The organism is Arthrobacter sp. FW306-07-I (assembly GCF_021800405.1).
Lineage (GTDB): Bacteria > Actinomycetota > Actinomycetes > Actinomycetales > Micrococcaceae > Arthrobacter.
On the sequence record NZ_CP084550.1, the window covers coordinates 1 to 22,770 of the forward strand.

Annotated in this window: 21 protein-coding genes and 2 tRNA genes; 18 read left to right on the plus strand and 5 right to left on the minus strand. The window is 63.9% G+C overall.

Going from position 1 to position 22,770, the window contains the following annotated elements; genetic code table 11:
• The 12 genes from dnaA (at window position 1) to LFT46_RS00060 (ending at window position 13,250) form a co-directional block, all read left to right on the plus strand.
• Window positions 1-1,422, plus strand: coding sequence for a chromosomal replication initiator protein DnaA (gene dnaA, locus LFT46_RS00005; RefSeq protein WP_018769876.1), 1,422 nt, complete (start codon window positions 1-3; stop codon window positions 1,420-1,422).
• A gap of 538 nt (window positions 1,423-1,960) precedes the next feature.
• Window positions 1,961-3,085: a DNA polymerase III subunit beta gene (gene dnaN / locus LFT46_RS00010; protein WP_236800388.1), complete on the plus strand. Its 1,125-nt coding sequence runs from the start codon at window positions 1,961-1,963 to the stop codon at window positions 3,083-3,085.
• Between the two features lie 93 nt (window positions 3,086-3,178).
• Window positions 3,179-4,063 (plus strand): phosphogluconate dehydrogenase (NAD(+)-dependent, decarboxylating), encoded by an 885-nt coding sequence (gene gnd, locus LFT46_RS00015; protein WP_236800389.1) that lies wholly within the window; start codon window positions 3,179-3,181, stop codon window positions 4,061-4,063.
• Between the two features lie 45 nt (window positions 4,064-4,108).
• Window positions 4,109-5,314, plus strand: a complete 1,206-nt coding sequence (gene recF, locus LFT46_RS00020) for a DNA replication/repair protein RecF (RefSeq protein WP_236800390.1) — start codon at window positions 4,109-4,111, stop codon at window positions 5,312-5,314.
• Window positions 5,304-5,858, plus strand: coding sequence for a DUF721 domain-containing protein (locus LFT46_RS00025; protein WP_236800391.1), 555 nt, complete (start codon window positions 5,304-5,306; stop codon window positions 5,856-5,858). Before recF ends, LFT46_RS00025 begins: the two co-directional genes overlap by 11 nt.
• Before the next feature lie 379 nt (window positions 5,859-6,237).
• A complete protein-coding gene (gene gyrB, locus LFT46_RS00030; RefSeq protein WP_272910817.1) occupies window positions 6,238-8,325 on the plus strand; it encodes a DNA topoisomerase (ATP-hydrolyzing) subunit B in 2,088 nt (695 codons plus the stop codon).
• 55 nt (window positions 8,326-8,380) lie between these two features.
• A complete protein-coding gene (gene gyrA, locus LFT46_RS00035) occupies window positions 8,381-11,059 on the plus strand; it encodes a DNA gyrase subunit A (protein WP_236800392.1) in 2,679 nt (892 codons plus the stop codon).
• Entirely contained in the window at window positions 11,052-11,723 is a 672-nt protein-coding gene (locus LFT46_RS00040; RefSeq protein ID WP_236820894.1) for a DUF3566 domain-containing protein, read from the plus strand. The genes gyrA and LFT46_RS00040 overlap by 8 nt, the downstream gene beginning before the upstream one ends.
• A gap of 97 nt (window positions 11,724-11,820) precedes the next feature.
• Window positions 11,821-11,894, plus strand: a tRNA-Ile gene (locus tag LFT46_RS00045).
• 70 nt (window positions 11,895-11,964) lie between these two features.
• Window positions 11,965-12,081 (plus strand): DLW-39 family protein, encoded by a 117-nt coding sequence (locus LFT46_RS00050; RefSeq protein ID WP_229748488.1) that lies wholly within the window; start codon window positions 11,965-11,967, stop codon window positions 12,079-12,081.
• A gap of 71 nt (window positions 12,082-12,152) precedes the next feature.
• Window positions 12,153-12,228: transfer RNA gene (locus tag LFT46_RS00055), tRNA-Ala, on the plus strand.
• Between the two features lie 83 nt (window positions 12,229-12,311).
• A complete protein-coding gene (locus LFT46_RS00060) occupies window positions 12,312-13,250 on the plus strand; it encodes a DMT family transporter (RefSeq protein WP_236800394.1) in 939 nt (312 codons plus the stop codon).
• Between the two features lie 3 nt (window positions 13,251-13,253).
• Here the strand turns inward: LFT46_RS00060 and LFT46_RS00065 are convergent, their stop codons facing one another.
• Window positions 13,254-14,129, minus strand: coding sequence for a glycosyltransferase (locus tag LFT46_RS00065; RefSeq protein WP_236800395.1), 876 nt, complete (start codon window positions 14,127-14,129; stop codon window positions 13,254-13,256).
• A 137-nt stretch (window positions 14,130-14,266) separates the two neighbouring features.
• A complete protein-coding gene (locus LFT46_RS00070; RefSeq protein WP_236800396.1) occupies window positions 14,267-15,208 on the minus strand; it encodes a hypothetical protein in 942 nt (313 codons plus the stop codon).
• A 155-nt stretch (window positions 15,209-15,363) separates the two neighbouring features.
• On the opposite strand from LFT46_RS00070, the gene LFT46_RS00075 reads away from it, so the two are divergent.
• The 3 genes from LFT46_RS00075 (at window position 15,364) to LFT46_RS00085 (ending at window position 17,800) form a co-directional block, all read left to right on the plus strand.
• A complete protein-coding gene (locus LFT46_RS00075; protein WP_236800397.1) occupies window positions 15,364-15,909 on the plus strand; it encodes a peptidylprolyl isomerase in 546 nt (181 codons plus the stop codon).
• A 9-nt stretch (window positions 15,910-15,918) separates the two neighbouring features.
• The gene (locus LFT46_RS00080) at window positions 15,919-16,797 is read left to right on the plus strand and encodes a rhomboid family intramembrane serine protease (RefSeq protein ID WP_236800398.1); all 879 of its coding nucleotides are present in this window, start codon (window positions 15,919-15,921) and stop codon (window positions 16,795-16,797) included.
• A gap of 535 nt (window positions 16,798-17,332) precedes the next feature.
• Window positions 17,333-17,800, plus strand: coding sequence for a carboxymuconolactone decarboxylase family protein (locus LFT46_RS00085; RefSeq protein WP_236800399.1), 468 nt, complete (start codon window positions 17,333-17,335; stop codon window positions 17,798-17,800).
• Window positions 17,801-18,065: 265 nt separating this feature from the next.
• Here LFT46_RS00085 and LFT46_RS00090 read toward each other — a convergent pair whose 3' ends face one another.
• Together LFT46_RS00090 and LFT46_RS00095 are read right to left on the minus strand one after the other, a co-directional pair.
• Complete coding sequence (locus LFT46_RS00090; RefSeq protein ID WP_442863658.1) at window positions 18,066-18,650, minus strand: DNA-3-methyladenine glycosylase I; 585 nt, start codon at window positions 18,648-18,650, stop codon at window positions 18,066-18,068.
• 52 nt (window positions 18,651-18,702) lie between these two features.
• Entirely contained in the window at window positions 18,703-18,954 is a 252-nt protein-coding gene (locus tag LFT46_RS00095; RefSeq protein ID WP_236800400.1) for a cell division protein CrgA, read from the minus strand.
• A 192-nt stretch (window positions 18,955-19,146) separates the two neighbouring features.
• Here LFT46_RS00095 and LFT46_RS00100 point away from each other — a divergent pair, with 192 nt between their 5' ends.
• The 3 genes from LFT46_RS00100 to LFT46_RS00110 are packed head-to-tail and all read left to right on the plus strand — an operon-like array spanning window position 19,147 to window position 20,752.
• The gene (locus tag LFT46_RS00100) at window positions 19,147-19,941 is read left to right on the plus strand and encodes a class E sortase (protein WP_236800401.1); all 795 of its coding nucleotides are present in this window, start codon (window positions 19,147-19,149) and stop codon (window positions 19,939-19,941) included.
• A 2-nt stretch (window positions 19,942-19,943) separates the two neighbouring features.
• On the plus strand, window positions 19,944-20,114 hold the full coding sequence (locus LFT46_RS00105) for a hypothetical protein (protein WP_236800402.1): 171 nt from the start codon (window positions 19,944-19,946) through the stop codon (window positions 20,112-20,114).
• The gene (locus tag LFT46_RS00110; RefSeq protein ID WP_236800403.1) at window positions 20,111-20,752 is read left to right on the plus strand and encodes an aminodeoxychorismate/anthranilate synthase component II; all 642 of its coding nucleotides are present in this window, start codon (window positions 20,111-20,113) and stop codon (window positions 20,750-20,752) included. The genes LFT46_RS00105 and LFT46_RS00110 overlap by 4 nt, the downstream gene beginning before the upstream one ends.
• 27 nt (window positions 20,753-20,779) lie before the next feature.
• On the opposite strand, the gene pknB is transcribed toward LFT46_RS00110, so the two are convergent.
• Window positions 20,780-22,765 (minus strand): Stk1 family PASTA domain-containing Ser/Thr kinase, encoded by a 1,986-nt coding sequence (pknB, locus tag LFT46_RS00115; protein ID WP_272910818.1) that lies wholly within the window; start codon window positions 22,763-22,765, stop codon window positions 20,780-20,782.
• Between the last annotated feature and the right edge of the window lie 5 nt (window positions 22,766-22,770).

Below are 22,770 nucleotides of genomic sequence, written 5' to 3' on the forward strand. Positions count from 1 at the left end.
ATGACAGTAGACGAAGCCAACCACGCCAATACTGTCGGAAGTTCCTGGCGCCGGGTTGTCAGCCTGCTTGAACAGGACCACCGCGTTTCCCCACGGCAGCGGGGCTTTGTCATCCTTGCCCAGGCGCAGGGACTCATCGGTTCCACCCTCCTGGTGGCTGTTCCCAACGAACTCACCCGTGAAGTACTGCAGACCCAGGTCAAGGACGCGCTGGACGACGCGCTGCACAACGTCTTCTCCGAGGACATCCGCTGCGCCATTGACGTCGACACGGATCTGGTTCCCATCCACGAAGAGCCTGAGCCCGTCGTCGAGCCCGCGTACGCACCCGACCAGCTCATCGAGCAGAAGCCGCAGCCCATGCTGCCCAGCACCTCGCATGAGTTCGGCCGGCTGAATCCCAAGTACGTCTTTGATACCTTCGTGATCGGTTCCTCCAACCGCTTTGCCCACGCTGCCGCCGTCGCGGTCGCTGAAGCTCCGGCCAAGGCCTACAACCCGCTGTTCATCTACGGTGATTCCGGGTTGGGCAAGACCCACCTCCTCCACGCCATCGGCCACTATGCCCGGCGCTTGTACAGCGGTATCCGCGTCCGCTACGTCAACTCTGAGGAATTCACCAACGACTTCATCAACTCGATCCGCGACGATGAAGGCGCCAGCTTCAAGACCACGTACCGCAACGTCGACGTGCTGCTGATCGATGACATCCAGTTCCTGGCCGGCAAGGACCGGACGCTGGAGGAGTTCTTCCACACGTTCAACTCCCTGCACAACAACAACAAGCAGGTGGTCATCACCTCGGACCAGCCGCCCAAGCTGCTGGCGGGCTTCGAAGACCGCATGAAATCCCGCTTCGAATGGGGCCTGCTGACCGACATCCAGCCGCCGGAACTTGAAACCCGTATCGCCATTCTCCGGAAGAAGGCCCTGAGCGAGGGCCTCTCCGCCCCGGATGACGCTTTGGAGTACATCGCCTCCAAGATCTCAAGCAACATCCGTGAACTCGAGGGCGCCCTGATCCGCGTCACGGCGTTCGCCAGCCTGAACCGGCAGCCGGTGGATGTGGCCCTTGCCGAGATGGTGTTGAAGGACCTCATTACCGATGACGGTGCGCAGGAGATCACCTCCGCGCAGATCCTCCAGCAGACGGCGGACTACTTCAAGCTCAGCATGGAGGAACTCTGCAGCAAGTCCCGCACCCGGACCCTGGTCACTGCACGGCAGATCGCCATGTACCTCTGCCGGGAGCTCACTGACATGTCGCTTCCCAAGATCGGCCAGGAACTTGGCGGCCGCGACCACACCACCGTCATCCATGCAGACCGCAAGATCCGCGAGCTGATGGCCGAGCGCCGTGTGATTTACAACCAGGTGACCGAGCTGACCAACCGGATCAAGCAGCAGCAGCGCGACTCCTGAATCCACACCGCGGCCCGCACTCTATACCTTATTAACAGGGGCATGTGGATAAGCCTGTGGATAGTTAAGGGGACAAGCGCGGTTAATGGGCTTAAAACCCTTAAGCCGCCTGTGGATCGTTAAAAATGCGCTTTTGCGTTGTCCCCATCCACACCCTGTTTAAAACCCAGGTAACGCACACTCCATGAACAGGGCTTAACCGCGGAACCGTGGGGCAGGACCGGGTTATCCACAGTTTCCACAGCAGTTATTAACACTACGAATCCCAAAAAATCGAAGTCCCTCAAACAACAAGATCGATGCGCAGGTCCACCAACGGGTCCTACCGGCCCCTCAAGGGCCGGACTGGACTTCGGGGGGATGGGTTAATCCCGGATCTTCCGGCTAAGCTGTCAGCAGCGCTCCCGTCCTTGGGTTTCTGTGTGGTTTCCGTCTCCGCGGACCATGCACCAGCAGGGGTGCGCCCAACTTCTTCCGGAGTTTCCGCACGAAATTCCCGGGTTTACATGGCAGCAGCAATGAAAGGCGGCACCCCTCCGTGAAGTTCAGAGTCGATCGGGACGTCCTGGCAGAAGCCGTTACCTGGACAGCCCGGTCCTTGTCTCCGCGGCCACCTGTGCCCGTCCTCTCCGGCCTGCTCCTGAAGGCTGAAGCAGGAACCGTCAGCCTCTCCAGCTTTGACTACGAGACCTCGGCACGTCTTGAAATCACCGCGGACATCAGCGATGAAGGCACCATCCTGGTCTCCGGCCGGCTGCTCGCCGATATCTGCCGCAGCCTGCCTTCCGCTCCCGTGGACGTTGAGACCGACGGCAACAAAGTCACCCTTACCTGCCGCCGCAGCAGCTTCCACCTGGCCACCATGCCGGAGGCGGAATACCCTCCGTTGCCTGCCCTTCCCGCCATCAGCGGAACCGTCCCCGGCGATGCCTTCGCCCAGGCCGTTTCCCAGGTCATCATCGCGGCCAGCAAGGACGACACCCTTCCCATCCTCACCGGCGTCCGCATGGAGATCGAGGATGACCTGATCACCCTGCTGGCCACCGACCGCTACCGGCTGGCAATGCGGGAAGTGCCCTGGAAGCCGGTCACGCCGGGCATCTCCACCAGCGCCCTGGTCAAGGCCAAGACCCTCAACGAGGTTGCCAAGACCCTTGGCAACAGCGGAGACATCAACTTGGCACTGTCCAACGACGACAGCCGGCTTATCGGATTCGAAAGCGGCGGCCGCACCACAACATCCCTGCTGGTGGACGGCGACTACCCCAAGATCCGCTCGCTGTTCCCTGAGTCCACGCCTATCCACGCCACGGTCCATACGCAGGAACTGGTGGAAGCCGTCCGCCGTGTATCGCTCGTGGCCGAGCGCAACACCCCTGTCCGGCTCGCCTTCACTGCCGGCCTGCTGAACCTGGATGCCGGCACCGGTGAGGACGCCCAGGCGTCGGAGGAACTCGAAGCCCAATTGTCCGGCGAGGACATCACCGTTGCCTTCAACCCGCACTACCTCATCGAAGGCCTCAGCGTCATAGAGACCAAGTTCGTCCGGTTCTCCTTCACCACGGCACCCAAGCCCGCCATGATCACGGCCCAGGCCGATGCCGACGGCGAGGACCAGGACGACTACCGCTACCTGGTGATGCCCGTCCGCCTGCCCAACTAGCTGGCTGACGGCTGCCAGACCGGCCCAGCCAAGGACGCCGGCTGGCAGCAACGTCAAATTTCCCGTCCCCACCCGCGCAGAAAAGAGTTCCACGTGCACATTGGACTGATCGGTCTCGGCAAAATGGGATTCAACATGCGCGAACGCCTTCGCAAGGGCGGCGTGGAGGTCACCGGGTACGACCGGAATCCCGATGTCACCGACGCCGCCACCGTTGATGACCTGATCGCTGCTGTTCCGGCCCCGAGGATCATCTGGGTCATGGTGCCGGCAGGGCCCATCACCGACGCAGTGGTCACCGAACTCAGCGAGAAGCTGCAGCCGGGAGACCTTGTCATCGATGGCGGCAACTCCAGGTTCACGGAAGACCAGAAACACGGCGAACTGCTCGCCGCCAGGGGGATCCAGTTCGCCGACTGCGGCGTGTCGGGCGGAGTCTGGGGCCTGCAGAACGGCTACGGCCTGATGGCCGGAGGCGACGCCGCCGACATCGAACGGGCGCTTCCGGTTTTTGATGCTCTGCGTCCGGAGGGTGAGAGGGCGGACAGCTTTGTCCACGTGGGCGGCATCGGTGCCGGCCATTACGCCAAGATGGTCCACAACGGGATCGAATACGGACTGATGCAGGCGTATGCCGAGGGCTACGAACTGCTTGCGGCCAAGGACATCGTCACCGACCTGCCCGGCACGTTCCGGGCCTGGCAGAAGGGAACTGTTGTCCGTTCCTGGCTGCTTGACCTCATGGTCAAGGCCCTTGACGAGGACCCGGGCCTGGCCTCGATCGACGATTACGTGGAGGACTCCGGCGAAGGCCGCTGGACGGTGGAAGAGGCCATCGCCAACGCCGTCCCCGCCCCCGCCATCACCGCCGCACTGTTCGCCCGCTTCGCATCAAGGGAGGACACTTCACCCGCCATGAAGATGGTCTCCGCGCTTCGCCACCAGTTCGGCGGCCACGCAACCCGTCCCGCCAAGTAGCACCCACCGGGAACCTGCAGGGTTCCCAGAATTGCCGAAAACCGCGTGTATCTGGAACACCTTTCACTGACCGACTTCCGCAGTTACGCCCAGGTTGACCTTGCCCTGGGCCCCGGCGTTACCGTCCTGGTGGGTTCCAACGGCATCGGCAAGACCAACCTGATGGAAGCGATCGGGTACCTGGCCACACTGAGCTCCCACCGGGTCAGTTCCGATGGGCCACTGCTGAGGTTCGGCACGGAACGGGCACTGGTCCGCGCCCGGCTGGTCCGGGGCACCCAGACCACAGTCCTCGAGCTGGAAATCAATGCCGGCCGCGCCAACAGGGGACGCATCAACCGCAGCAACCCCGTCCGCGCCCGCGACCTGCTGGGCATCTGCCAGACCGTCCTTTTTGCCCCGGAGGACCTGGCCTTGGTCAAGGGCGATCCGTCCAACCGGCGCCGGTTCCTGGACGAGCTGCTTGCCAGCCTCGTGCCGCACCACGCCGCCACCCGCAGTGACTACGACCGGGTTCTCAAGCAGCGCAACGCCCTGCTAAAGTCGGCGCGGGCCGGGCGGTTCACCGCCGCGCATGAGTCAACCCTGGACGTGTGGGACCAGCACATGGCCCGGGCCGGAGCGGAATTGCTGCACGCGCGGCTGGAGCTGGTGGAACGGCTTCGCCCGCACCTCGCCCGCGCCTATGCGGAACTCACCGACGCATCAAAGCCCGCTGACGCCACCTACCGTTCAACCCTCCAGAACCAGATGGACGACGACGGCGTCCCGGCCTCCGGCGCCCAGCGCACCACGGACGGAGGTTCCCCAGACGAACAGGATGACCTGCGGCTTCTCTCCGTCGAACAACTCACGGAACGGTATGTCCGGGCATTCGCCGAATCCCGGAAGAAGGAACTGGAACGGGGGATTTCCCTGGTTGGCCCGCACCGCGACGAGCTGGAACTGATGCTCGGCCAGGCGCCCGCCAAGGGCTACGCCTCGCACGGGGAAACGTGGTCCATGTGCCTGTCCCTCCGGCTCGCTTCCTACTACGTCATGCTGGACGATGCCCGGACTGGCGGTTCCGCTCCCGTCCTCATCCTTGACGATGTCTTTGCCGAACTGGACGTCCAGCGTCGGCGTAAACTGGCGGCAATAGTCTCCGGCGCGGAACAGGTCCTGGTGACCGCCGCCGTCGACGCCGATATTCCGGAAGAGCTGTCCGGGCGGCGGGTGAAAGTCATCCCGGGAGGTATCGATGAGCAGTGAACAGGGCGGCGGGCTGCAGCCAGGCCGCGAACCTGACAACATCGACGCCCCGCAGGCTGCGCTGAACCGCATGCGCGAAGCGGCGGCCGCAAGAGGCGAAGTCCGCCGGAAAGTGGCGAAGCCGGGTGCCGCAAAGGCCAAAGGCAGCATCCGGGACACCAGGGGTTTCAGCCAGTTCCACGCCACCGGCCGCGATCCGCTGGGCCTGGGAAAGGTCGTTGGCCGGCTTGTCGCGGAGCGCGGCTGGACCTCGCCTGTGGCCGTTGGATCCGTCATGGCCGAGTGGGCAACCCTGGTCGGGCCGGAAATTTCCGCCCACTGCACACCCGAAAGCTTCACGGATACCACTCTCCACGTGCGGTGTGATTCCACTGCCTGGGCAACCCAGCTTCGGCTTCTGAGCAGCAGCCTGCTCGAGAAATTCCGCCGCGAACTGGGCGACGGCGTGGTTACCAGCATCCAGGTGCTTGGCCCCTCGGCACCTAGTTGGCGCAAAGGCGGGCGCAGCGTCAACGGCCGCGGGCCGCGGGATACGTATGGATAGTCCGGACGGCAGCTCTTGAAACTGCGTCCAAGGCCGTGTAGGGCGCTGTAGGGACCGCAGCGTGTATAGGCACCCGGAGGGCGTACCGCTGGGCCGCCCTAGGCGGGGCGTAGAGCCTCGCATGGGCATATTCGCTGCGGGCGAAGGCCCTGGAATGCGGGGATATGAGCCTGTTCGCGGTAGAATTGACGCAGATAACTGGGCGCGGATGAGACGTTGACTTCAGTCCGTTCTCCGCGCACTTCCCGTGTGCGGAGCATGGATCACCAACCGTCAGCAAGTCACCGGCGCCATAAGTTTGTGCCTGTTGGCCGGTGGCTTTTCCCATGGGAAGAGAAACCGGCCGGCCATCATCGAGAACAGAGGAGTCGCAGCGCCTGTGGCTAACGACAATACAGATATTCTGGCAGCAGATACAGCAGTCGAGGATGGCCGCACCCCTGATACTCCACCTGCGGCAGCCACTCCACGGGAATACGGCGCCAGTGACATCACTGTCCTTGAAGGCCTCGAGGCTGTCCGCAAGCGTCCCGGCATGTACATCGGCTCCACCGGTCCCCGCGGCCTCCACCACCTGGTCTACGAAGTGGTGGACAACTCCGTGGATGAGGCGCTGGCCGGCTACTGCAGCCATATCGAGGTAGTCCTGCAGGCAGATGGCGGCGTCAAAGTGGTTGACGACGGCCGTGGAATCCCCGTCGACATGCACCCGACTGAGCACAAGCCCACTGTCGAGGTGGTCATGACCATCCTGCACGCGGGCGGAAAGTTCGGCGGCGGCGGTTACGCCGTGTCCGGCGGCCTTCACGGCGTGGGCATTTCCGTGGTCAACGCCCTGTCCAGCCGGGTGGATACCGAAGTGCGGCGCCAGGGCCACGTTTGGCGGATGTCTTTCGCCGACGGCGGCAAGCCCCAGGGCAGCCTGGTCAAGGGCGAAGAAACGGATGCCACCGGTACCAGCCAGACGTTCTACCCGGATCCCACAATCTTCGAAAGCACCGAATTCGATTTTGAAACGCTCCGGGCCCGTTTCCAGCAGATGGCCTTCCTCAACAAGGGCCTGCGCATCACGCTGACCGATGAGCGCGAGTCCGCGTCAAGTGACGCCGACGGCGACTTGGACCTCGACGACCTCAGCACTGAAGGTGAGGTCAGCGCGGAACACCGCACCGTGGTGTACCAGTACGACGAAGGCCTGCTGGACTACGTCAAGCACCTGAACTCGGGCAAGAAAGTGGAAGTGGTCCACGAGGACGTCATCGCCTTCGAAACCGAGGACACGGAACGCAAGATCGCCCTGGAAATGGCCATGCAGTGGACCAGTGCCTACTCCGAGAGCGTGCACACCTACGCCAACACCATCAACACCCACGAGGGCGGCACCCACGAAGAAGGTTTCCGGGCTGCCCTGACGTCCCTGATCAACCGGTACGCCCGGGAAAAGGGCATCATCAAGGAGAAGGATGACAACCTCACGGGTGATGACATCCGCGAGGGCCTGACTGCCGTCATCTCCGTCAAGCTGGCCGAGCCCCAGTTCGAGGGCCAGACCAAGACCAAATTGGGCAACTCCGAGGTCAAGGGGTTCGTCCAGCGCGTCGTCACCGACGGGCTGGGCGACTGGCTTGAGCGCAATCCCGGCCCCGCCCGCGATGTGATCCGCAAAGCGATTTCCGCCGCACAGGCTCGAATGGCGGCCAGGAAGGCGCGCGACAATGCCCGGCGCAAGAGCCCGCTTGAATCCTTCGGCATGCCCGGCAAGTTGTCCGACTGTTCCTCCAAAGACCCGGAAAAGTGCGAGGTCTACATCGTGGAGGGTGACTCCGCCGGCGGTTCCGCCAAGCGCGGCCGCAACCCTGAAACGCAGGCCATTTTGCCGCTGCGCGGCAAGATCCTGAACGTGGAGCGCGCCCGCCTGGACAAAGCCCTTGGGAACGCCGAAGTCCAGTCCATGATCACCGCCTTCGGTACCGGCATCGGCGAAGACTTCGACCTCGCCAAGCTGCGGTACCACAAGATCGTCCTCATGGCAGACGCGGACGTGGACGGCCAGCACATCACCACCCTGCTGATGACCCTGCTGTTCCGCTACATGCGGCCGCTGATCGAGAACGGCTACGTATACCTGGCCCAGCCCCCGCTCTACCGGATCAAGTGGTCCAACGCGCCGCACGACTACGTCTACAGCGACCGCGAACGCGACGCCAAGCTGGTGGCAGGGCAGGCAGCAGGACGCCGCATCCCCAAGGACAACGGCATCCAGCGCTACAAGGGCCTGGGCGAGATGGACTACACCGAACTGTGGGATACCACCATGGACCCGGATCACCGCACCCTGCTGCAGGTCACCATGGACGACGCCCTTGCCGCCGACCAGATCTTCTCCGTCCTGATGGGCGAAGACGTGGAATCGCGCCGTAACTTCATCCAGCAGAACGCCAAGGACGTCAGGTTCCTGGACATCTAAGGACCAGCTCCAAAGTATTCAGAACCAGACATATACCTGAAACGGAAAATAAAGAATGAGCGACGAAACACCCGAGAATCCCGCCCCCGAGGCCGGAACTCCGGACACCGTTCTTGAAGGCGACGTTCTGATCGACCGCGTGGAGCAGGTGGACCTGCAGACGGAAATGCAGCGTTCCTACCTGGACTACGCCATGGCCGTCATCGTGGGCCGTGCCCTCCCCGACGTCCGGGACGGCCTCAAGCCCGTACACCGCCGCGTGCTCTACGCGATGTTCGACGGCGGCTACCGCCCGGACCGTTCCTTCAACAAGTGTGCCCGCGTGGTGGGCGAGGTCATGGGCCAGTACCACCCGCATGGTGACACCGCGATCTACGACGCCCTGGTGCGCCTGATCCAGGACTGGACCATGCGGTACCCGCTCGCGCTGGGTCAGGGCAACTTCGGCTCGCCGGGCAACGACGGTGCCGCGGCGCCCCGGTACACCGAGACCAAGATGGCCCCGCTGGCCATGGAGATGGTCCGGGACATCGACGAGGAAACGGTCGATTTCCAGGACAACTACGACGGCAAGAACCAGGAACCCACCATCCTGCCGGCCAGGTTCCCCAACCTGCTGGTCAACGGTTCGTCCGGCATTGCCGTGGGCATGGCCACCAACATCCCGCCACACAACCTGCGGGAAGTGGCCGACGGCGTGCAGTGGTACCTGGCCAACCCTGAGGCCAGCCGTGAGGAGCTCCTTGAGGAGCTGCTGGTTCGGGTCAAGGGCCCCGATTTCCCCACCGGTGCGACCATCCTGGGGCACAAGGGCATCGAGGACGCCTACCGGACCGGTCGCGGTTCCGTCACCATGCGCGCCGTGGTTGCCGTGGAGGAGCTGCAGGGACGCACCTGCCTGGTGGTCACGGAACTTCCATACCAGGCCAATCCGGACAACCTGGCCATCAAGATCGCCGAACTGGTCAAGGACGGCAAGATCCAGGGCATCGCGGACCTTCGGGACGAGACGTCCGGCCGCACCGGCCAGCGGCTGGTCATCGTGTTGAAGCGTGACGCCGTGCCCAAGGTGGTGCTGAACAACCTCTACAAGCACACCGAGCTGCAGAGCAATTTCTCTGCCAACATGCTGGCCATCGTGGACGGCGTGCCGCGCACCCTGAGCCTCGACGCGTTCATCCGCCACTGGGTGACGCACCAGATGGACGTCATCGCGCGCCGTACCAGGTACCGGCTGCGCAAGGCGGAGGAAGAGGCCCACATCCTGCGGGCCCTCCTGAAGGCACTGGACATGCTGGACGAGGTCATCGCCCTTATCCGCGCCTCCAGCACCACCGAGGCCGCACGTGACGGGCTGATGGAACTGCTCGACATCGACGAGATTCAGGCGCGTGCCATCCTCGACATGCAGCTGCGCCGCCTGGCTGCCCTGGAACGCCAGCGGATCCAGGAAAAGCATGCTGAACTTGAGGCCATGATCACCGAGTACAAGGAAATCCTTGGCTCCGAAGAGCGCCAGCGCGGGATCATCAGCACCGAGCTGGGCGAAATCGTGGACAAGCATGGCGATGACCGGCGCACCAGGATCCTCATGGGCTTCGACGGCGACATGTCCATGGAAGACCTGATCCCCGAAGAGGAGATGGTGGTCACCATCACCCGCGGCGGCTACGTCAAGCGGACCCGCAGCGACAACTACCGGTCGCAGCAGCGCGGCGGCAAGGGCATTAAGGGTGCCCAGCTGCGCGGCGACGACGTGGTGGAACACTTCTTCGTCACCACCACCCACCACTGGCTGTTGTTCTTCACCAACCTGGGCCGCGTTTACCGTGCCAAGGCGTACGAGCTGATGGAAGCGGGCAGGGACGCCAAGGGCCAGCACGTTGCCAACCTGATGGCGTTCCAGCCCGATGAACATATCGCCCAGGTCCTGGACCTGAAGGACTACCAGCAGTCGCCGTACCTGGTCCTGGCCACCAAGAGGGGACTGGTAAAGAAGACCAGGCTGGAGGACTACGACACCAACCGTTCGGCCGGCGTCATCGCGATCAACCTGCGTGATGGCGATGAATTGGTCTCCGCGCAGCTCGTCTCGGAAACCGACGATCTTTTCCTGGTGTCCCGCAAGGGCCAGTCGATCCGGTTCACGGCAACCGACGATGCGCTGCGTCCCATGGGACGTGCGACGTCCGGCGTCACCGGCATGAAGTTCCGCGAGGACGACGAACTGCTGGCCGCCGACGTGGTCACCGACGGTTCGTTCGTGTTCATCGTCACCGAGGGCGGCTATGCCAAGCGCACGGCGGTGGAGGAATACCGCCTGCAGGGGCGCGGTGGCCTGGGGATCAAGGTAGGCAAGTACCAGGAGGAACGCGGCCACCTGGTGGGCGCACTCATCGTCCAGGAGGAGGATGAAGTACTGGTGGTCATGGAGGGCGGCAAGGTTGTCCGGTCTTCCGTTGCCGGTGTTCCCGCAAAGGGACGCGACACCATGGGCGTCATCTTCGCAAAACCGGACAAGAATGACCGGATCATCGAGGTGGCACGCAACAGCGAACGCGGCCTCGAGGAGGAAGAATCCGGCGGTGATGACGTAACGTTGGCTGAAGATGGCGGTACCGCTGGGGAATCCGCCGCGCCAGCAATGGCAGAAGAATCACCGGCCGTAGAGTCAGAGGACGCCTCGGGCGACGCTGAGCCGAACGAAGACAACACGGAGGTAACGAGTGAGTAATTCCGACTCATTTCCCAAGCCGAACAGTACTGTTCCCGACGGGAACCGGCCTTCAGCGGCACCCCGCGTGAACGCCCCCGTACGTCCGCAGCAGCGCCCGGCGGCCCCCGCCGGTGCGCCGGGCCAGCGGCCCGCCGTCCCCGGTCAGCGCCCGCAGCAGGGTGACCGCCCTGTGCAGCCCGGCCAGCGCCCCCTCCAGGGCCAGCAGGGGCAGCGCCCGGCACCGGCAGGACAGCGCCCTGCGCAGGGATCCTCCGGCCAGGGGACGCCCGGCCTGGTCAAGCCGGCTCCCAAGGCCAAGGTCCGCCGCGCGCGCCTTCTGGTCAGCAAGGTGGATCCTTGGTCCGTCCTGAAAATGGCGTTCCTGCTCTCCGTGGCACTGGGCATCGTCACCGTGGTGGCCGCCATCGTCCTCTGGACTGTCCTGGACCTGACCGGAATCTTCGACCAGGTGGACAGCCTCCTCGGCACGCTCGCCGGCTCTGAAAGCGGCGGTTTTGAACTGAAGAAGGTTGCCTCGCTGGGACAGGTGGCCTCGTTCGCCACCATCATTGCCGTGGTCAACGTTGTCCTGCTGACGGCACTGTCGATGCTTTCCGCCGTCCTCTACAACATCTCCGCCACCCTGGTGGGCGGTATTGGTGTCACCCTCACGGACGATTAGGAGGCCACTTCCGGCGGCTGCGGCCCGACGGAAAAGCCCGATTTGAGATCGGGCCGGGGTGTGCTGTAAAGTCATGTCTCGGCCCGATGAGGGATCGGGGCGTATAGCTCAGGCGGTTAGAGCGCTTCGCTGATAACGAAGAGGTCCCAGGTTCAAGTCCTGGTACGCCCACGGAACCTGTGCAGGTTTCAAACGGAGGTTTGGTCCGGTTCGTCCGGTACCTGGCCGGAACGGGGAGCATGTGAAGAAGTTGCTTGTACTGGCAGCGGCAATCGCAGGCGTCCTTGTCTACCGGAAAGCACAGGAGTCCGAAGCCCGGAAAACAGTCTGGAGCAAGTCAACCGATACGGTTGATTAGCCCGGACACCCGCTCCGGGAGCGGTCAGACGCTCCCCGGTTCTAGGGTATGATGGACGGGTTGCTTCTTATGGGGGCATGGCGCAATTGGTAGCGCACCTGCTTTGCAAGCAGGGGGTTCGGGGTTCGAGTCCCCGTGCCTCCACCATAGGAAAGTCCCGGTCAGCGTATAACGCAGACCGGGACTTTTGCTTTTTATCGTCGCCGGGAAACCAGTATCAGGGGGCTGCAGTGAACTTGCTCTTGGCGGCCCTGGGAGTGCTGGGTGTCGCTTCCTCGGGTCCCTTGATCGCGGCCACCCTTGGTGCCACCAGCGTCAGCGCCCTGGCCATCGCCTTCTGGCGCAATGCCATCGGTGCAGCCGTCATGGCCACGCCCACCCTGGTCCGGCAGCCCCGCCAGTTCGGCCGCATCACCGGCCGCGAGTTCCGCTGGTCAGCACTGGCCGCCGTCGCCCTTGCCCTGCACTTTGCCTGCTTCATCACATCCCTGCAGCTCACCTCCGTGGCTGCGGCCACGGCCTTGGTGTGCCTGCAGTCGGCCTGGATTGCGGTCTTCCAGCTTGTCCGCGGTACCCGGCACCGCTGGCAGGTACTGGTTGGCCTGGGCATCGCGTTCGGCGGCGTCGTGGCCATCACCGGCTTCGATCTGGGATCGTCCCCGCAAGCCCTCGTGGGTGACCTGCTGGCCATGGCCGGCGGTGCCTTGGCCGGCCTTTACACACTGGCCGGAGGCAAGGCACGGCAGAGCATGACCACTGGAACCTACACCACGCTCTGTTACGGCATGTGCGCGGCTTTGGTGGCCGTGCTGGCCCTGATCGCAGGCCAGCCCCTCGCCGGCTTCGAACCTGCCGGGTGGCTCGGCATCGCCGCCATTACCGTCTGCGCGCAATTGGTGGGGCATACCGCCTTCAACCACCTGCTGGCCACCATGAGCCCGCTCATCGTCTCCATGATCATCCTGCTGGAAATCCCCGGCGCGGCCCTGCTGGCGGCCGTGTTCCTGCACGAGACCCTGCCTGCAGGCACTTACGCCGGGCTCGGGCTGATCCTGGTGGGACTCGCCGTCGTGGTCCTGGGTCAAAGGAACGGCAGGGCCGGCAGGCGCGGGGCGGCGACCCAGGAGGAGCCGCCGTCGGAACGCCTGGCCGAGCTGGGAACTGACTGAGCGCTACTGGCCGCCGCGGCGCATCGGCTGTGCCGTGTTCACCGTGTGGATGGCCCTAAGGAGCTTGGCCGGGAAATACACCGAGAAGAAGACCACCATGGGAGCCTTCAGCGCCATCTTCTTGACGTTGTGGGCCTTGTAAGTTCGGTCAAACCTGGTGACGTAGTAGCGGTAGTCGCGGGGTGAGTCCTCCAGCCGGCGTGCCGACATCCCCGACACCATCTGCGGCCAGTAGCGCACCGGTAGCTCATGGTCGGCCAGGTGCAGGGACAAATCGATGTCCTCGTGCATCTCGTCCTTTTCGTCCCGGCAGGTCTCGTCGCGGATGGTCTCCCAGGCGCTGGCACGCAGGGCCATGTTGGAGCCGAAGAGGAAATGGTACTGGTGCTTGGCCAGCTTCAACATAAGCTGGCGCATTTTGTCGTCCGCCTTAAGCCCGAAGCGGCGCATCGGCATGTCGTAATAAACCACGGGGCCGGTGGCGGCCTGGACAGACGGATCAGCGAACGCCTTCTGAACCTGTTCAACCCAGTCCGGTTCCACGATGGAGTCCGCGTCAATACGTCCCAGGATGTCCCCGGTGGCGCAGTTGAGCCCGAAGTTCCGGGTGGGGATAAGCCCCTGCTCCCGGTCCTGGGTCAGGAGGATGATGGGGCTTTCCGGATATTCCAGCTGCATTTGACGGACGATGTCAGCGGTCCGGTCCTTCGAGAGGTTGTCCACCACGATGATCTCGTGGGCAGGAACGGACTGATAGATGGCAGCGATGAGGCATTGGCGGATCACGCTCTCCTCGTTGTACGCCGGGATAACGATGGACACGCGGAGCTGTATGGCTGCGTCGTTCACGGCATCCCCAGAGGATCGGTTGGCTGGCATTACCTCAAATCTAGCATCCGGCCTCTTCCTGCCGGGGACCGAGGGGCCGGTCCCGGAACCGGACCGTAGGCACAAAAAAGGAGCTCCGCGTGAAACGGAGCTCCTTTTAGGTGCAGGCTTTTGTGCCGCGGGGAAAGCTAGGCCTGGCTGCTGCCCTTGTCATCCTTGGCGGCGCTCTGGGCACCTTCGGCAGCGTCGTCGGCCACATGCTTGGCCTTCTCGGCGGCGTCGGCAGACTTTTCCTTGACGGCCTCTGCTGCATCAGCGGTCTTGTCCGCCACGGCTTCCGCGGCCGTACCGGTTGCAGCCGCAGCATTGCCAGCGGCGTCTGCAGCAGTTTCCTTGACGTCGCTGACGGTGGTGGAGGGAACGGGGGCGGGAGTGGGCGTGACCGGCGAAGGAGTCTTCCACGGGTCTTCCACCGGCTTGGATGCCTTCCAGGCTGCAACGCCGGCTGCCACGGCTGCGGCCACCACGCCGAAGATCAGCCAGCCGCGCTTCTTCGGCTTTTCCGGCTGGGCCAACTGGACGTCCACCGCGCGGCCGGCGCCGGCCGCAGCGGCCTTGAGTTGGGCTCCAGTCGCCTGGGCCTGCTCCTGGATGGCGTTGATGAGTCCCACGTCCCCCAGCTTCTGAGCCACGGCGTCAACCCGCGCCGGAGTGCTTTCCAGGGTGCGGTGCACCGCTCCGGACGCCACGCCGATCTGGTCCGAGAGCTTGGGGAGGTACTCCACCACAACCCGGTCACGCGCATTCAGGACCACCGGGGTGGCCTTGTCCAATGCTTCGTGCAGCCTAGGGGATGCGCCTTCGACAACGTCGTTGATCCTGGGAGCCAACTGGGCCAGTCCGTCCTGGATCCGGGGAGTTACGGTGGCAACACCGTCTGCCAGGTTATGGGCGGCAGACTTCAGGCCCTCCTGGATCTTGGGAGATGCAGTATCAAGGCTCTGCTGCAGGCGGGGAACAGCCCAGTCCACGGCAGCCTCCACCCGGGGAGCCGCCCAATCTTTGGCGTTTACCACCGCGCTGGTGACCGACTGCTCAAGGTCACGGGCAATACGATCCGATTTCTTCACAACTACCTCCCGATTAATGTGACGGTTCTGTCGCTAGCCTACGTGCCCAGATCTTCACGGGCTATTCACTCTGCGGATTTTAGGGGGATTTCACCCAGCGCGGAACTGACTGCGCAGCCGTGGCCGGCCCGAACCGGCATGGAAGAATGGGGCCTATGACTGCCATCGCAACTGCAAAAGCAACCATCCACACCAGCCTCGGCGACATCGTGGTTAACCTCTTCGGCAACCACGCGCCCAAGACGGTCAAGAACTTCGTGGGCCTTGCCACCGGCGAGCAGGCCTGGACCCACCCTGAGACCGGCGAGGACAAGACCGGCACCCCGCTGTACAACGGAACCATCTTCCACCGCATCATCAAGGACTTCATGATCCAGGCGGGCGACCCCCTGGGCCGTGGAACCGGCGGGCCCGGCTACCGCTTCGACGACGAAATCCACCCGGAACTGAACTTCAACCAGCCCTACAAGCTCGCAATGGCCAACGCCGGCATCCAGATGGGCAAGGGCACCAACGGTTCACAGTTCTTCATCACCACCATTCCCACGGACTGGCTCCAGGGCAAGCACACCATCTTTGGTGAGGTGGCTGACGAAGAATCCAGGAAGGTCGTCGACGCCATCGAGGGCGTGCGCACCGGCATGGGCGACCGCCCGGTGGAAGACGTGACCATCAACAGCATCGACATCGAACAGCTGTAACGCTCCACCATGAGTTACGGAATTCCGTCGGCTGAGCCGTCCGCCCAGGTTCCGGTCTGCCCCCGGCACCCGGACCGGCCGTCCTACGTGCGCTGCCAGCGCTGCGGGCGCCCGGCATGCCCCGACTGCCAGCGGGCGGCCGCCGTCGGATTCCAATGCGTTGACTGCGTCAACGAAACACAACGGGCGACGCCGGAGGTACGGACCGTCTATGGCGGTGCCGTTGCCACTGGCAAGCCGTTGGTGACGTTCGGCATCATCGCAGCGTGCGTTGTTGTCTACGCGCTGCAGATGCTCATTCCCGGCGACTGGGTGTACAAGCAGTTCGCCTACAACAACATCTTTGCCGCCCCGCAGTACGGGGCCTTCGAACCCTGGCGGATGATCACGTCAGCTTTCCTCCACTCGCCGGACTCGCTGCTGCACATCCTCCTGAACATGTACACGCTTTGGATCTTCGGGCAGGCCCTGGAACCGATCCTGGGCCGCGTTAGGTTCCTGGCGCTGTACCTTATCTCCGCGCTCGGCGGCTCTGTGGGCTACCTGCTGTTGAACCCCCTGCTGGTGCCCGGGCAGGGACTGGTGGGGCTGGTGGGCGCCTCCGGCGCCATCTTCGGCCTTTTCGGTGCCATGCTCCTGGTCCAGCGGCAGCGCGGCGGAGATACCCGCCAGTTGTGGGTCCTGATCGCCATCAACGGCGTCATCGGTTTCCTGATCCCCCACATCGCCTGGCAAGCCCACCTGGGGGGCCTGATCACCGGCGCTCTGTGTGCCGCCGTCCTTGCCTACGCTCCGCGCGGGCGGCGGCGGGGCCTCATCCAGGCATTGGGCCTCGCAGCCGTGTTTGCGCTGCTTATCGCCGTGAGTTGGGTGCGCGTGTCTCTCTAGCCCCCTCGAGCGTGCAGTACTCAGCGACTCCGGACCGGAAGGTGCGGAGTCGCTTTCTTTTCCACAGCCCTTATCCACAGTGTTAATAACTTACAAAGGTGTAGTTCATGCACCAACCCCGGCGTTGACGGCTTGTACTGGCAAGCCTGCCTCGTGGGTCGGCCATTTCTCCACACCTGTGGATAACCTGTGGGGATATCGCTGTGTGTAAGTGGATAAGCGGGGGATTCTGGACGCTGCTGTGGAAAAACGGGCCATATCCAGCCCCAAAGCCCCCGCGGCTGATCCCGGCGCAGAGTTATCGACAGCGATATACACAGTGTTAATAAGTCACAGAGTTGTAGTTCCCGAGCCGGATCAACCCGTGGGAGTAGGGCCAAAAGCCCTTCGCGGTGGGGATTTCCACTCTGTTTCCCACAGCTGTGGATAACTTGTGGGTATTGCGATGTTGGTAAGTGGATAACAGGCAGCCGGGCAGGGTTCCCATCCTGCCTATGATGGTTGCCTGCCAGCCGTTACCGCGAGAAGGACACCCGTGAGCGTCACCGAGCATCTGTACCTGGACAAACAGCATCCAGCCCTGTGGAAGGCCATCAGCGGATTGGGCCTCAAGGTGCAGGAAACGGCGGAAGAGGCCGGAATAGGGCGGGGCCTGCTGGAACTGCTCAACGTCCGCATTTCACAAATCAACGGTTGCGCCTACTGCCTGGACCTGCACGTGCGGAGGGCAGGAGAGGCGGGAGAGACCTCCCAGCGGCTGGCGGTCCTGCCGGCATGGCGTGAGACTGCATTGTTTACGGACAAGGAGCGGGCGGCACTGGGGCTCGTGGAAAGCATTACGCAGCTCCCGGACGACCGTGCCAGGGAGCACGCAGAGGCAGTCGCGCGGCAATGCCTTACAGCTGAAGAATTTTCCGCCGTGAGTTGGGTTGCCGTGACAATGAATGCATTTAATCGGGTCTCCATCACCAGCCATCATCCCGTCAGGCGGGAGCGTCCTTAGCCACAGGCGTTACTGTGCATGAAGCCGATCCCAGCCCGGCCAACGCTTTATCCACAGGTATTCCACACTGTTAATAACAGCAGGTTGAGGGGCGGGATGACGCAGGACCCCTGCTGCCCACCGCCGCGCCTGGTTTCCCCGGCCATGCAAACACCGCTTTTCCACAGTGTGGATAACTTTCCCAACAGCTGGGGATAACTGGATAGCCGGAGCAGGACGCGCAACGAACAGAAAGGCAGTTGCAGGACGCGGGGTGGGAAAGGGGCTACTCAGGCCAGATGCCCGAGGAACCCCGGCGGTGGCTGCCCAGGAGATGGGTGTCTACAATCCCCACGGCCTCCATCAGCGCATACATGGTGGTAGGTCCCACGAAAGAGAAGCCACGCTTTCGGAGCGCTTTGGATAAGGCAAGGGACTCTGCCGACTGGGTGGGGATGTCGGTGATTGCCTGCGGCCTGGGCGTGCTGGCAGGGCGGAAGCTCCATACGAAGTCCACCAATCCGCCGTCGTTCCTTAGCTCGAGGGTGGCCTGGGCATTCCTGACGGCGGCGAGGATCTTAAGCCTGTTCCTGATGATCCCCGGATCCTGCATCAGCCGCTCCACGTCAGCGACGCTGAACAAGGCGACTTGCTCGGGATCGAACCCGGCGAAGGCGGCACGGAATGCAGGGCGCTTTCGCAGGATGGTTGCCCAGGAAAGCCCTGCCTGGAAGCCCTCGAGGCAGATCCGTTCGTACAGGCCCTGCTCGTCCGTGACGGGCAGTCCCCATTCCTGGTCGTAGTAATTCCGCATGAGCGGATCGGTTGCAGCCCAGGCGGGCCGGGCGAGGCCATCCTCGCCAACGATCACCCCGGCGGACCCGGCAGCCAGTGCAGTCCTCCCTGATTCAGGCTGCGTGCCGCTAGGAACGCCAGCGGGTGGTCATCAAAAACCCGACGATGGCAATGCCGAAACCCGCCACGATGTTCCAGGACTGCCAGGCCTGGACCGGAAACCGGCCCTCACTGATGTAGAAGGTGATGATCCACAGGAGGCCGATAATCATCAGGCCGAACATGACAGGCTTGAACCAGACGGGATTGGGCTTGTAAGCCTGTGGGGAAGCCGGCTGGGCGGTGCTGGCGGTCTTCTTGCGAGGCTTTGACTCGGGCACTGGCTCTCCTTGACGGGCTGGGCAAGCTCGGCGGCCCGGGCTTGGTATCCTGCAAGAAGGAAATTGCCAGCGGTCTGCGCGATCTTGGTCAAATCTGGATTCTTACTAGCAGCCAATTCTAGCCGCAGTTGCTGGGCCGCCCGTGCGGGCGTGGCCGGGGCACTGCCAGGGTAAACGCCCGGAGGGGAACGCGTGGTTTTGCAGGAGAAGGCGGGGCCCGCCACTGCGACCGCCCCCCGTCGTGCCCTGCTGCGCGGCACTATCCAGGTGCTTGGCGAGCTGCTGATCACCGCAGGCGTCATCCTCCTCCTCTTTGTGGCATGGCAGCTGTGGTGGACCAACGTGGAGTCTGACGCCAAACAAAGCCAGGTCATCAAGGAATTCGCCAAGGACCTGGGCACCGCCACACCTGCCCCGGCAACCAGCGCGCTTGCTGCCCAACCCGCTGCCCCCGAAGACTTCGGCAAGCCTGTGGTGGGAACTGCTCCCGCCCACGCCGGCACCATCGGCATCGTATACATCCCGCGGTTCGGCCCTACCTACACGCGCCCCATCGTCGAGGGAACCAGCCAGGACGTCCTGGACACCCTTGGCCTGGGGCACTACAGCAACACGGCGATGCCCGGGGCGGTGGGCAACTTTGCCGTCGCCGGCCATCGCCAGACCCATGGGGCCGTGCTGGACAACATCCACACGCTGGTGCCGGGCGACAAGATCTACGTCCAGACCAAGGACGGCTACTACGTCTATGTCTTCCGGAACAACCAGATCGTGATGCCCTCCCGCACGGATGTGCTGGAACCGGTACCCACCCAGCCCGGCGCCGCACCCACCGAAAGCTACCTCACCATGACCAGCTGCAACCCCCGCTTCGGCGCGGAAGAACGCATCATTGCCTACGCCCTGCTGGACAGTTGGCGCCCCGCCTCGGCCGGGCCGCCGGCAGAAATCGCGGCGCAGGTTGCGGCAGCCACCGGAAGGAGCTGACCGTGTACGCCTGGATTTTCCGTCACCTCCCGGGACCGCTCTGGGTCAGGATCATCATGTCGCTGGCATTGGTCTTCATTGCCCTGGTCCTGATGGTCCAGTTCCTTTTCCCCTGGATGTCCCATTTCACCCAATTCACCGACTCAACGATTGGTTCTGCAGACCAGCCATGACTACAACCAAGATCCTTGTAGTGGATAACTACGACAGCTTTGTCTACACCCTGGTGGGCTACCTCCAGGAACTCGGCGCCGAGACCACGGTGGTCCGCAACGACGACGTCACGTTGGCGGAGGCGATCGAACTTGCCGGCACCCGTGACGGCGTTCTCATTTCGCCCGGTCCGGGGAACCCGGCGGAGGCTGGAGTCAGCATTGAACTGATCAAGTGGTGCGGTGAAAACAGCGTCCCCATGTTTGGCGTGTGCCTGGGCCACCAGGCGCTGGCAGAGGCCTTCGGCGGCAAGGTAACGCACGCTCCCGAGCTCATGCACGGCAAAACGTCCCAGGTAGAACACATTGGCACCAGCGTTTTCGCCGGGCTCCCCTCCCCCATCACGGCCACCCGCTACCACTCGCTGGCCGCCGTCAAGGAATCGATTCCAGACGTCCTGGAAGTCACGGCGCAAACCGCATCAGGCGTGGTCATGGGGCTCCAGCACCGGACGGCACCGCTGTGCGGGGTGCAGTTCCACCCGGAGTCGGTGCTCACCGAGGGCGGGTACCAGATGCTCGGCAACTGGCTGGAATCACTGGGCATGAAGGGTGCGGCTGCCCGGGCCGCGAAGCTCAGCCCGCTGATCCAGCACTAGCCGGAACTGTCCCCGGCCAGCGAAACGTCAGCCTTTTTTGGTCGGCTTCGGGCTGGGTGTGGCCGTAGGCGTGGGGGTTTCCGTTGGTGGTGGCGGTGGTGGGGGTGCCTTCGCCACCACGATGGTAATGGTCTTTCCCTGGTCCACGGCAGTGTTGGCTGGATCGCTTTGGTCCGTGACCTTGCCCGGCTCTACCTGCGAGTTCTCCATTTCGATCACCGAGGGCACCAGGCCCAGCTGCTTCAGGGCGGCTTCGGCTTCGTCCCGGGTAAGGGCGCGAAGTTCCGGGACAACCACCTTGCCGGTGGAAACGATGAGTTCCACGCTGGTGCCGACGGCAACGCTCTGCCCTGGCGCCGGGTTGGAGGTGATGACGATTCCGGCAGGAACGGTGGCGCTGTTGGCGGTTGTGGTGGACGGGGCGCCGACAAGGCCCGCCTGGCGCAGGATGTCCCGTGCAGCGGCCTCTGTCTTGCCCGGGAGGCTGTCCGGGATCTTCACCGAGCTCGGCCCGTCGGAGATGTTGAGGATGATCTCGGCGCCCGGGTCGAGTGCACCGCCGGCGGCAGGATCGGTCCCGACGGCTGTCCCCTTAGGCACCGTGTCGTTCGCCGCGCGCGCGATCCTGGGCCGAAGCCCGGAGTTGTACAGCTCCTGCAGCGCGGCAGTTTCCGACAAGGATGCCACCGATGGGATCTGCACTTTGGCGGGAGCGGGCGCCGGACGGTTGACGGTTTGGTACAGCCAGAGGCCGCCCCCGGCGAGGACCAGCAGGGTGAAAATCACCAGGGTGGCAATCCACGCACGACGGCGGGACTTCTGCCGTGCGGTCCGCTCACGTTCCGGAGGGAGGCCTAACGGCAAGGCGCCAGCTGGACTGTACCCGCCGCCGTCGTACCCATTAGTCCGGTGCTCATCCGCAAGTTCCAGCGGAACCGCCGGCCCGCCGTCGTCATGGAATAGGTTGGTGGCGGCCAGCCGCCCCGTGGGCGCGTTATCAAGGAAACCCGCCGCCCCTCCGGCAGCGAATGCCTCCGTGGGAGGCGCTGCTTCGGGAACGTGGTCGTTGGGGTCGGTGGGCGCCTCGGACGCCGGCACGGCCGGGACTGCGACCCCGGCCCTGGCAGCCCGCAGGGCGCGCCGGAAAGCGGCGGCGTCCTGGAACCTGTCAGCCCGGTTCTTCTGCAGGGCCTTGGCCAGGACCGTGTCCAGCGCCGGTGACACCTGCGGGTTGAGGCTGCTGGCAGGCTCGGCGATTTCACGGACGTGCTGGTAGGCAACGGACACGGGGCTATCGCCGACGAACGGCGGCCGCGAGGTAAGCATTTCGTAGAGCAGGCAGGCGGCCGAGTAGAGGTCGCTGCGCGCATCCACGGTTTCACCGCGGGCCTGCTCCGGCGACAGGTACTGGGCCGTTCCCACCACCGCCTGGGTCTGGGTCATCGTGGCCGAGGAGTCGGCGATGGCCCGGGCAATGCCGAAGTCCATCACCTTCACGGAGTTTGTGCCGGGGCAGTACATCACGTTGGCAGGCTTGATGTCCCGGTGCACGATCCCGGCCTTGTGGCTGTATTCGAGGGCCCCAAGGACGCCCAGGGTGTAGTCGATGGCCTGGTCGATGGTGACGTCGTTGGCGCGGATCAAATCACGCAGCGTCTTGCCCTCAACGTATTCCATGACGATGTAGGGCACCCGCACGTCCTCGGCCGAGCCGTCATGCACGGTGTGCTCGCCGGTATCGAAGATGGCAACGATGGACGGGTGGTTCAGGGCGGCCACTGCCTGGGCCTCGCGCTTGAACCGGGCCTGGAACTGCGGGTCCCTGGCCATGTCCGGCCTGAGCAGCTTAACGGCAACAGTCCTGCCCAGCCGCGTGTCCATCCCCTTGTAGACATCCGCCATGCCGCCGCGGCCAATGAGGTTCCCCAGCTCGTAGCGGCCGCTCAGGACACGCCGGTTATCCACCGGGAGGCTGTCCTCCCGGTGCAACGGTGCGCGTGGTGACTCATTCACTGGCG

Coding starts and splice junctions, on each gene's coding strand:
- LFT46_RS00065 (WP_236800395.1), bottom strand. CDS start 14,129: ATGCCAGCCAACCGATCCTCTGGGGATGCCGTGAACGACGCAGCCATA.
- LFT46_RS00075 (WP_236800397.1), top strand. CDS start 15,364: ATGACTGCCATCGCAACTGCAAAAGCAACCATCCACACCAGCCTCGGC.
- LFT46_RS00110 (WP_236800403.1), top strand. CDS start 20,111: ATGACTACAACCAAGATCCTTGTAGTGGATAACTACGACAGCTTTGTC.
- dnaA (WP_018769876.1), top strand. CDS start 1: ATGACAGTAGACGAAGCCAACCACGCCAATACTGTCGGAAGTTCCTGG.
- LFT46_RS00080 (WP_236800398.1), top strand. CDS start 15,919: ATGAGTTACGGAATTCCGTCGGCTGAGCCGTCCGCCCAGGTTCCGGTC.
- LFT46_RS00025 (WP_236800391.1), top strand. CDS start 5,304: ATGAGCAGTGAACAGGGCGGCGGGCTGCAGCCAGGCCGCGAACCTGAC.
- gyrA (WP_236800392.1), top strand. CDS start 8,381: ATGAGCGACGAAACACCCGAGAATCCCGCCCCCGAGGCCGGAACTCCG.